Genomic DNA, 7,027 nt, shown 5'->3' with positions numbered 1-7,027 from the left:
GCTGCTCGTGCTCATCGCCGCGGTCGTCATCGGGCTCGTCGTCGGCGGCTTCGTGGTGCTCCTCGACGGGGTCGCGGTGCCCGACGTGTTCGTCCGGCGCGGCGACGTGGTCGTCTTCTTGGGGGTCTTCGTCGGGCCGGTGCTCGTCGAGGCGTCCGCGGTGGGCGTCTGCGACACCGGCAGGGAGTTGCTCGGCGTGATGCTCGGCGTCGTGACCGGCACGACCGAGGGGTCCTTGCCGCCCCCGAAGAGGATCGCCGCCATGACGACGAGCCCGATGACGACCGCGGCGATGAGCACGAGCAGCGCGATCATCGCGGGCGTCAGCGCGAACGGCAGCACCCGGCGGTCCCGGCCGCGGTGCGACCCGCCCGTCCGGGAGAGGCCCAGCGACGGGGTGGCCGGGGTCGCCGGGCCGTTCCCGTAGCCGTCGGTGGCGAGCCCGGCGGCGGGCCGCGGGTAGCCGTCGGAGCCGTACGACACCGTCTGCTCGCCCTGGGCGGGGTAGCCGTACCCGTTCGCGTCGTAGCCGTTGCCGCCGTAGCCCGCGCCGTTGTACCCGTTGCCCTGGTACCCGTTGCCCGCGTAGCCGGCGGACGGGTACCCGTTCGAGCCGTTCGCGCCCGGGTAGCCGTAGCCGTCGGGGCCGGTGTACCCGGCGCCGCCCTGGTCGTAGCCGGTCGGGCCGTCCGGCGGGGTGGCCTGCTGGTAGCCGTCCGGCGTCCCGGCGGGCAGGTGCTCGGTCCCCGCCGCGGCGGCGGCCGCGGCCGCCGCGGACCCGGCGACGGCGGTCCCGGCGGCCAGCCCGGCCGCGCGCTGGCCGGCGTCGCGCAGGTCGATCTCGCGCCGGATGGACTCGGTGCGGGCGGCGGCCTCCGACGCCGGGCGCTGCGGACGGCGCCGGCGGCGCAGCACGAGCTCGCACTCGTGGGCGAACTCGGCGGCCGACTGGGTGCGGTTGTCGGGGTCCTTCTCCATCGCGAGGTCGACGAGCTCGCGGACGTCCTGCGGGAGGGTGCCCGGCAGCGGCGGCGGCGGTTCGGCGAGGTGCGCGGTGGCGACGGCGACCTGGTTGTCGCCTTCGAACGGACGGCGGCCCGCGAGGCACTCGTACATGACGACGCCGAGCGCGTAGACGTCGGACAGCGGCGTCGCCTCACGGCCGCGCGCGAGCTCGGGGGCGAGGTAGTGCGCCGTTCCCATGACCTGGCCGGTCATCGTCAGCGGCTCGTGGTCGCGCGGCCGGGCGATGCCGAAGTCGGTGACCTTGAGGGTGCCGTCCGGGGTGACGAGCAGGTTCGCCGGCTTCACGTCGCGGTGGACGACGCCCCGCTCGTGGGCGGCGTGCAGCGCCCGCGCGCTCTGGGCGACGATGTCGAGGGTCGCGTCGACGCCGAGGGCACCGCGGCTGAGCATCGTCGACAGCGGCTCGCCCGGGACGAGCTCCATGACGAGGTAGGCGACGTCGTCGTCGGTGAGCGCACCCTGGCCGGGCGTGTTCGGACCGCCCCGGACGTCGGAGTCCGCCGGGACGACCGGGCCCTCGCCGTAGTCGTACACGGCGGCGATGCCGGGGTGCGACAGGGCGCCCGCCGTCCGCGCCTCGGCGCGGAACCGGCGGCGGAAGTTGTCGTCGTACGCGAGCTCGGGGCGAAGGATCTTCACCGCGACCTTGCGGCCGAGCACCTCGTCGAGGGCGCGCCAGACCTCCCCCATGCCTCCGAAGGCGATGCGGTCCTGCAGGCGGTACCGCCCACCGAGCCTCATGTTCCCGAACGAACGCTTCATCGGTTCAGCACCGCCTCGATCACCTGCTTGGCGATCGGGGCAGCGACTCTGCCGCCCGATGCCGCATCCCCCAACGCCCCGCCGTCCTCGACGACGACCGCGATTGCCACCTTCGGGTCGTCGGCCGGTGCGAACGCGGTGAACCACGCGTTCGGCGGCCGGCCTTCGCCCTGCTGCGCGGTCCCCGTCTTGCCGGCGACCCGCACCCCCGGGATCTGTGCTCGCTTGCCCGTCCCGTTGTCGACGACCGCGACCATCATCCGCGTGAGGTCGGCGGCCACCTGGCCGGAGACGGCGTCCGAGAAGCGCTCCGGCTGCGGACGCTGGATGACGTCCACGCCGTTCGCCGACAGCACGTCCTTGACGAGCTGCGGCCGCATGACGACCCCGCCGTTGGCGACGCCCGCGCTGACCATCGCGATCTGCAGCGGGCTCACCCGGACGTCGAACTGGCCGATCGCGGACTGCGCGGTCTGCGGCGGGTTCGGGTCCGGCGGGAAGATGCTCGGCGTCACCGTGAGGGGCACGTCGAGCGCCTTGCCGAAGCCGAACTTCTCGGCCTGCGCGCGGATCGCGTCGTCCCCGATGTCGAGGCCGATCGAGCCGAACGCGGTGTTGCACGAGATCCGCAGCGCGTCGAGCAGGCTGACCTTGTTGTTCGGCCCGCACGCGCCCGCGAAGTCGTTCGGCAGCGACGCCGAGGTCTGCGGCAGGTCGAGCGAGGCCGGGCCGTCGACGAGCGTGTCCGGCGTGTAGTTGCCGCTGGACAGCGCCGCGGCGGCCGTGACGACCTTGAAGACCGAGCCGGGCGGGTACAGCCGGCCGGCGATCGCGCGGTTGTCGAGCGGCCGGTCCGGGTCGTCGAGCAGCCCGTTCCAGGCCTTCGTCACCTTGGCGACGTCGTGGCCGGCGAGCGCGTTCGGGTCGTAGCCCGGCTTGCTGACCATCGCGAGGATCGCACCGGTCTTCGGGTCGAGCGCGACGACCGCGCCCTTCTGGTTGCCGAGGGCGTCCCAGGCGGCCTTCTGGACCTTGGGGTCGATCGTCAGCTCGACGGAGGCACCCTGCGGCTCGCGGCCGGTGAACAGGTCCGACAGGCGGCGGTAGAAGAGCTGGTCCGCCGTCCCGTTGAGGAGGTCGTTGGTCGCGCCCTCCATCCCGGTCGGCTTGTAGACGATCGAGTAGAAGCCCGTCACGGCGCTGTACATCTGCGCGGACGTGTACTTGCGCTGGTAGGTGTACGGGTCGTCGACCTCGACGGACTGCGCGATCGGCCGGCCGTCGACGAGGATCGGCCCGCGGTCGCGGCCGAACTCCTTGAACTGCGTGCGTCGGTTGTCCGTGCGCGCGTTGAGCGAGGGCGCCGAGACGTACTGGACGTACGTCGAGCTGATGAGCAGCGACGCGAAGAGCAGCGCGACGACGACCGCGAGGCGGCGCAGGGGCGCGTTCACCCGGTCACCTCCGCGGGGGCGGGCCGGCGCGCGGCGTCCGAGATCCGCAGCAGGATCGCGACGACGATCCAGTTCGACAGCAGTGACGAGCCGCCGTACGCGAGGAACGGCATGACGAGCCCGGTCAGCGGGATGACCCGGGTGACGCCGCCCGCGACGACGAAGCACTGGAGCGCGATCGTGAACGACAGGCCGGCCGCGAGGAGCTTGCCGAAGCCGTCCCGGGCGCCGATCGCCGTCCGCAGGCCGCGCTCGACGAGGATCAGGTAGAGCAGCAGCAGCGCGAAGATCCCGGTGAGCCCGAGCTCCTCGCCGATCGCGGTGAAGATGAAGTCGCTCTCGGCGAACGGGATGATGTCGGGCCGGCCCTCGCCGAGCCCGGTGCCGAGCAGCCCGCCGCTCGCCATCCCGTAGAGCCCCTGCACCACCTGGAACGCGTTCTCGAACGTCCCCGGCTCGAACGGGTGGAGCCAGATGTCGACGCGGCGCTGCACGTGGCTGAAGATCCGCCACGCGAGGACGGCGCCCGCGACGAACAGGCCCATGCCGATGACGATCCAGCTCGTCCGCTCGGTCGCCACGTAGAGCACGGCGACGAACAGGCCGAAGAAGAGCAGCGACGTCCCGAGGTCGCGCTCGAAGACGAGGACGCCGAGGCTCAGCACCCAGGCGACGAGGATCGGGCCGAGGTCACGGGCCCGCGGCAGCTGCAGACCGAGGAAGCGCCGCCCGACGAGGGCGAGCGAGTCGCGCGCCGTGACGAGGTAGCCGGCGAAGAACAGCGCGAGGAGGATCTTCGCGATCTCGCCCGGCTGGAACGACAGCGGGCCGAGGCCGATCCAGATCCGGGCGCCGCGGATGTTGCGCCCGATGAAGGGCAGCAGCGGCAGGAGCAGCAGCGCGAAACCGAGGAGCGCCGCCGTCCACGTGTACCTGGCGAGGATCCGGTGGTCGCGCACGAGCCACAGGACGGCGACCGCGGCGCCGACCCCGATCGCCGTCCACAGCAGCTGCCGGGTCGCGAGGCTGGTCTCCTCCGCGAGGTCCAGCCGGTGGATGACGACGAGGCCGAGGCCGTTGATCGCCGTCGTGATCGGCAGGATGACCGGGTCCGCGTAGGGCGCGACGACCCGCAGGACGGCGTGCACGCCGAGCACGAGGACGGCGAGCCCGCCGCCGACCCACATCCAGTTCGCCTGCACCTGGCCCTCGGCCGCGATGCCGACGAGCACGTACGCGCCGATGGCGATGCCGAGGGACACCACGAGCAGGACGAGCTCGACGTTGCGCCGCGGCCGGGTCTCGACCGCCGTGACGACAGCCATCACCCCACCCCCCGGCCGGCCCCGTGGGCCAGGAGGGGTGCGGGGGCGGTGGCGCCCGGCACGCGGCGGTCGGTCATGACGTGGCGGCCCCGCAGTCCGACCCGAGCGGGGCGTCGTCGGTGGGCGCGGCGGACGCGCTCGGCAGGGTCACGGGGTCGGTCTCGGTGAGGGACGGCGTCGGCGCGGCCGACGTGGCCGACGCACCGGGCTTCTTCGTCGGGGACGCCGCGGGGGCGGTGGCCGTCGAGCCCGCGGTCGGGTTGGCGCTCGGCGAGACGGTCGCGGACGGCGTCGCGGTGGCCGTCGGGGACGGCGTCGCGGCGGCGGCGCGCGAGGCCCGGCACGCCGCGGCGCGGGCCGACAGGGTGTCGACGATCTTCCAGGCCTGGCTCTCGGTGTTCGCGACGATCCCCGACTGCACGCGCTGCCGGTCGAACTCGGGCAGGTCGGCGACCTGGATGTCGGACGCGGTGCCGGCGACGTGCGAGAGCTTCACCGGGCCGACGTCCTCGGGCAGGCCCTGGAAGACGGCGACGACCCCCGCGCTCTGCCCGACGAAGTACTGGTTCTGCACCCAGCGCCACGCGGTGTACCCGCCGGCGACGACGACCGCGAGGACGACGAGCACCCCGACGAGCCGCAGCCCGCGCCGCGGCGCCTTCTCCGGCTCGGCGACGAGCTTGACCTCGTCGCGCATCGCGGCGAGCGGGATCGGCTGGGTGTCGCCGCTCGCGACGCTCATCGGCACCGGCGCGGTGAGCGCGGCCGCCCGCTCGGCGGCGGACGGTGCCCCGACGGTGGCCCGGGCCCGCTGGTTGAGCGTCGCCGCGCCGACGACGGCCGGGTTGGTCACGGGCGGCTCGGTCGTGGCGTCGACGACGTCCGCGACGATGCACGTGACGTTGTCGGGTGCCCCGGCGCGCAGCGCGAGCTGGACGAGCGCCTCGCACGTCGTGGCCGGGTCCGCGCCCGCGGCGAGGGTGTCGTGCAGGGTGTCGTGGCTGACGACGCCCGACAGCCCGTCCGAGCAGAGCAGGTACCGGTCGCCCGGGCGGCCCTCGCGCATCGACAGGTCGGGCTCGACGTCGTCGATGACGTCGCTGAGCACCCGCATGAGGACCGAGCGCTGCGGGTGCTGCTCGGCCTCCTCGAGGGTGAGCCGGCCCTCGTCGACGAGGGTCTGGACGAAGGTGTGGTCCTTCGTGATCTGGATGAGGTCGCCGTCGCGCAGCACGTAGGCGCGCGAGTCGCCGATGTGCGCCAGGGCGAGCTTGCCGCCGGTCCGCAGCAGGGCCGTGACCGTCGTCCCCATGCCCGTGAGCTGCGGCTCCTCGTCGACCCGGCTGAGCAGCTCGCGGTGGGCCGCGAAGACGGCCTGCTTGAGATGCTCCAGCGCGTCGTCGGCACCGTGCGACTCGCCGTCCAGCGGCGCCAGCTCGCCGATCGCGAGGGACGACGCGACGTCACCGCCCGCGTGCCCGCCCATCCCGTCAGCGACGACGAGGAGGTGCGGCCCCGCGTAGGCCGAGTCCTGGTTGTTCTGACGGACCAGACCGACGTCGGAGCGGGCCGCATAGCGCAGCGCGATCGCCAACCCGGCTACCTCCGCAACTCGAGGACCGTACGGCCGACACGCACCGGGGTGCCGATGTCGACCGGGGTCGGGGACTCGACCTTGGAGCGGCCGAGGTACGTACCGTTCGTGGAGCCCAGGTCCTCGACGAGCCACGTGCCTGCGTCGAGGAACAGTCGTGCGTGCCGGTTGGACGAGTAGTCGTCCTCGAGCACGAGCGTGCACTCGGGGGCGCGGCCGATGAGGATCGCGGCCTGCCCCAGGGCCAGCGAGGTGCCCTTGAGGGACCCCTCGGTGACGACGAGCGTGCGTGGTGCCTTTCGGTCCTCGGTGTCCCGGCCGCGCTGTGGCGCGGGTGCCGGGATCCCCCGACCCGGTGTGCCCGGGGCGGGCCTGCGGGTGACCCTGGTCCCGAAGAGGTCGCTGCGCAGGACGCCGACGACCGACAGGACCAGGATCCACAGCAGTGCCAGGTACCCCAGACGCAGCAGGGTAAGGGTGAGCTCGCTCATCGGTGGGCGGTCACCACTGCCCCGAGTGGTAGGTGATGCGCGTGCGACCCACGGTGATGACGCTGCCGTCGGCGAGCGTGCCCGCGTGGACCCGCTCCCCGTCGACGAACGTGCCGTTCGTCGATCCGAGGTCGATGACCCGGGCCTTGCCGTCGACGACGTGCACCTCGGAGTGCCGGCGCGAGACGCCCGGGTCGTCGAGCACGATGTCGACGTCCATCGCCCGGCCGATGACGGTGACGGCCCGGTCGATCCGGTGCGGGCGGCCGTCGACGTCGAGCGTGCCGAGCGAGGTCGGCGGCGTCGCCCAGGACGGCGAGTAGCCGGCGGGCTGCTGGGCGGCGGGCGCGGCGGGCTGCTGCTCGGGCTGCTGGT

At 73.6% G+C, this 7,027-nt stretch carries 6 protein-coding genes; all 6 read right to left on the bottom strand.

The features are described 5' to 3' along the window. Positions 1 to 1,767: serine/threonine-protein kinase (locus EDJALFJO_RS35115; protein ID WP_198950489.1), on the bottom strand; the 1,767-nt coding region annotated here is incomplete at its 3' end. Positions 1,768 to 1,784: 17 nt separating this feature from the next. Next, on the bottom strand, positions 1,785 to 3,242 hold the full coding sequence (locus tag EDJALFJO_RS20300) for a penicillin-binding protein 2 (protein WP_088288137.1): 1,458 nt from the start codon (positions 3,240 to 3,242) through the stop codon (positions 1,785 to 1,787). Then, positions 3,239 to 4,567, bottom strand: a complete 1,329-nt coding sequence (locus EDJALFJO_RS20295) for an FtsW/RodA/SpoVE family cell cycle protein (RefSeq protein ID WP_088288136.1) — start codon at positions 4,565 to 4,567, stop codon at positions 3,239 to 3,241. The genes EDJALFJO_RS20300 and EDJALFJO_RS20295 overlap by 4 nt, the downstream gene beginning before the upstream one ends. A gap of 73 nt (positions 4,568 to 4,640) precedes the next feature. Next, positions 4,641 to 6,161, bottom strand: coding sequence for a PP2C family serine/threonine-protein phosphatase (locus EDJALFJO_RS20290; protein WP_088288135.1), 1,521 nt, complete (start codon positions 6,159 to 6,161; stop codon positions 4,641 to 4,643). Between the two features lie 5 nt (positions 6,162 to 6,166). Beyond that, a complete protein-coding gene (locus tag EDJALFJO_RS20285) occupies positions 6,167 to 6,652 on the bottom strand; it encodes an FHA domain-containing protein (protein ID WP_088288134.1) in 486 nt (161 codons plus the stop codon). A 10-nt stretch (positions 6,653 to 6,662) separates the two neighbouring features. Beyond that, on the bottom strand, positions 6,663 to 7,027 hold a 365-nt coding region (locus tag EDJALFJO_RS20280; protein ID WP_143448681.1), incomplete at its 5' end, for an FHA domain-containing protein.

Source organism: Kineosporia sp. A_224, assembly GCF_002198655.1.
Classification (GTDB): Bacteria; Actinomycetota; Actinomycetes; order Actinomycetales; family Kineosporiaceae; genus R-H-3.
The sequence above is the reverse complement of the archived record's forward strand: the minus strand, read 5'-3'. Positions and strand labels throughout refer to the sequence as shown.

What these genes read in the sequence shown, in the direction of transcription:
- EDJALFJO_RS20295 (WP_088288136.1), bottom strand. Translation starts at nt 4,567, where the DNA reads ATGGCTGTCGTCACGGCGGTCGAGACCCGGCCGCGGCGCAACGTCGAG.
- EDJALFJO_RS20285 (WP_088288134.1), bottom strand. Translation starts at nt 6,652, where the DNA reads ATGAGCGAGCTCACCCTTACCCTGCTGCGTCTGGGGTACCTGGCACTG.